Source organism: Pseudomonas sp. A-1, assembly GCF_004801855.1.
Classification (GTDB): Bacteria; Pseudomonadota; Gammaproteobacteria; order Pseudomonadales; family Pseudomonadaceae; genus Geopseudomonas.
In genome coordinates this window covers 1-598 of record NZ_SSTC01000236.1, presented here as the reverse complement: position 1 = coordinate 598, position 598 = coordinate 1, and the positions used below count along the sequence as shown (strand labels likewise).

The window sequence follows — 598 nt, the reverse complement described above, 5'->3', positions numbered from 1 at the left end:
CCAGGGCGCGGAGGCGGCCGACTGGCTGCGCCGCGCCGCCGAGGCCGCGCCGCAGCGGGCGCGCGTCCACTACAACCTCGGCCTGCTGCTCGGCCGGCTGGGACGCATCGACGAGGCCAGCGCCGCGCTGCAGAGCGGCCTCGACCTGGCCGGCGAGGATCGCGAGCTGCTCTACGCGCTGGCCCATCTCAACTACCGCGCCGGGCGCTATCCGCTGGCGCTCGGCTACAGCGAGCGGCTGCTGCGCCTGCAGCCTCAGGAGGCCGCCTACCGGCGCCTGCACCAGCGCATCCTGCTCGAGTCGCGGCAGGCGGCGCCATGAGTTGGCAGTCAGGGGCAATCGCTTGGCAGTCAGGCACAAGACCGCCGGTCGGCGGGCATGGGATTAATGTCACCGACGCCGGCCGCCCGTAGCCGGCACCGACCCAGAAGAACAACGGAGTCTGCCCCCGATGATTTCCACCCGACACGGATCGCGCCGCGCGCCGCTCGCCCTGGCGCTGGCGAGCGCCTTCGCCGCGCTGGCCGCCGTCCCGGCCAGCGCCTACGAGCTGTACAACCAGGATGGCAGCGTGCTCAACGCCGACCTCGAGGCGGT

1 pseudogene is annotated in these 598 nt (G+C 73.2%); it reads left to right on the top strand.

The window, feature by feature from the left end:
- Nucleotides 1-322, top strand: a pseudogene (locus tag E5198_RS21345) (hypothetical protein); the annotation flags it as partial.
- Nucleotides 323-598 lie beyond the last annotated feature (276 nt).